A 2,186-nucleotide genomic window follows, 5' to 3' on the forward strand; every position below is an offset into this window, starting at 1 on the left:
CCATCGCGGTGGTCAGCAACACCAGCGCGGCGGCCAACAGAATGGTCGGCACGTGACGCCACTTGCTTGGCCGCGGCGGCGCGACCCGCTCCAGCACCTCCATGTTGGCGAAGCGCAGCACCCGGCGACGACGGGCGAACTGCTGCACGACGTAAAGGCCGATCACCAGCAGCACGATCAACAGGACCAGGAAGAACCAGGCGTTCTGGAAGCCCGTGAGCGACACCGGTCCCAGCAGGGGCACCTTCATGTCCAGCCACACTATTCGCCGAACTCCGGCGGTGCATGGGCCGCCGCCGGGGGATCACCCGGCCAGGTCGCGGCGCTGGGTGAACTTGATGTCCAGGCTGCGCAGGTGGGTGTGCAGCCCGGCGTCCTGAACGGGAATCAGGTGGGCGGGCTCGTCGGTCTCGTTGTAGTGGGCGTGCCACATGCCCGGCGGGGTGGTGAAGGCGCAACCCGCCCGCCAGTCCACCCGGATGGGATCGACGATGTCGCCGCGGGAGTCGAGGCGGGTGCCCAGCAGCGTGTAGCAGCCGGACGCCGGGGCGTCGAGGATGAGATCCAGCGCGACCGACTGGTGCCGGTGCGGGCGCTGGACCTGGTTGGGCGGCAGCACCCCGAACATGGCCCACAGCACGTGCGTGATGGTCAGCGTCTGCTCCTGATCGGCGTTGGCCAACAGCACGCTCACCCGGCTCTTCTCGTTGGCGCCGGGGCGCGCGGCGATCTCCTCGAGCTTGGCCACCGCGTCGGCGCGGCGGAACTTGGTCGCCTCGAAGCGCGGCCGGGTGGCCTCGGCGCCCAGGTATCGCATCAACGGCTCGTCGTGCACCCAGTACATGGCCGTGTCGGCGGCGGCGTAGAACACCGACCGGCAACCGGCGGGCAACGTCACGAAGTCGCCCTTCTCCCACTCGACCAGCCGGCCGTTGACCGCCGCGAAGCCGCGCCCGTACAGCACGTAGTACAGCTGCGAGGTGGCGTTGGGGCTGGTGTCGATCTGCTCGCCTGCGCGGATGCTGACGAAGTTGGCCAGCAGCGCCGGGCTGGTCGCCGCGCCGGTGCCGATGCCCAGCTCCCGGGACAGGTCCAGCGGGATCACGCCGGTTGCGGCATCGAGGTAGAGCTCGGGATCGAACCGGCGCAGCGGAACCGCCGGGACGTGCCCCGACCCGATGGGGTTGGCCGCCTTGGAGTACTCGAAGTACTCGGCCTGGGCGGCCCACTCTTCGAAGCGGCCCTCGAACCCGTACTCGGCCACGTTGATCATCGGTGCCGGGATCGTCGGATCCAGGTTCGGGGTCAATGTCTGCGTCGTGGCCATCTCGGTCTCCTCACCGCTTGGGCATCTCTCGTATCCGAATAGTATTTATCTTGTATCTTAGTGTCAATATGCCCTGGTAAAAGAAGGCTCGTGTACGGTCAGGAGCACCCTTGAGATACGACTTAGCTACCAGAGCGGGGCGGTATGGCGGCGAAGAGCCCGCGGCCGGGCACGGCCAAGGATCGCGCGCTGGATCACGTCAAGGCCCAGATCCTCACCGGCGAGTTCGCCGGCGGCGAGCTGATCAGCGAAGGCGACGTCGCGACCGCGCTGGGGATGTCACGCACCCCGGTGCGCGAGGCGTTCCTGCGCCTCGAGGCCGAGGGGCTGTTGCGGTTGTATCCCCAGCGCGGCGCCCTGGTGGTCCCGGTCTCGCCCGGCGAGGTCCGCGCGGTGATGGAGGCCCGGCTGGTGCTCGAGCAGTTCGCGGCGGCCAAGGTGGTGGGACGCGGTCCCGCCGTGTGGGCCGTGGTCTTCGAACGGCAATCCGGCGAGCTGCGACGGCAGGGGGCGGCCGCGGCGGCCGCCGACTGGCGGGAATTCCTGGAGTCCGACCGCGCCTTCCACGCCATCACCCTGGAAGAGTCGGGCAACGCCATCCTGTCCAACTTCTACTCAACGCTGCGCGACCGCCAGATGCGGATGATCGGGGAATCGGCGCTGCGTGAACCCGATCGGGTGGCTACGATCATGGCCGAGCATCGGGGCATCGCCGAGGCCCTGCGCGACGGCGACCTGCCGCGGGCGCTCCGGGCGGTGCAGACCCACCTGGCCAGCACGGTGCGGACTCCTGTAGGGATCGTCCAAGCCATCGTGCCCCCAGCTACGGGCCCGGCACGGCTTGTCCGGGCTGTCGATC

At 69.0% G+C, this 2,186-nt stretch carries 3 protein-coding genes; 1 reads left to right on the forward strand and 2 read right to left on the reverse strand.

Translation table 11 applies throughout. From position 1 onward, the window contains the following. Positions 1-250 (reverse strand): BatA domain-containing protein (locus A9W96_RS13450; protein ID WP_197499510.1); only part of this gene is annotated, 250 nt, incomplete at its 3' end. A gap of 54 nt (positions 251-304) precedes the next feature. Continuing rightward, on the reverse strand, positions 305-1,327 hold the full coding sequence (locus A9W96_RS13455) for a cupin (RefSeq protein WP_066878545.1): 1,023 nt from the start codon (positions 1,325-1,327) through the stop codon (positions 305-307). Positions 1,328-1,471: 144 nt separating this feature from the next. Here A9W96_RS13455 and A9W96_RS13460 point away from each other — a divergent pair. Continuing rightward, positions 1,472-2,186 (forward strand): GntR family transcriptional regulator (locus tag A9W96_RS13460; RefSeq protein ID WP_067140357.1); only part of this gene is annotated, 715 nt, incomplete at its 3' end.

The organism is Mycobacterium sp. 1245852.3 (assembly GCF_001669335.1).
GTDB classification, from domain to species: domain Bacteria; phylum Actinomycetota; class Actinomycetes; order Mycobacteriales; family Mycobacteriaceae; genus Mycobacterium; species Mycobacterium europaeum_A.

Bases quoted from the DNA above. Each gene is read 5' to 3' on its own strand.
- A9W96_RS13455 (WP_066878545.1), bottom strand. From the start codon at position 1,327: ATGGCCACGACGCAGACATTGACCCCGAACCTGGATCCGACGATCCCG.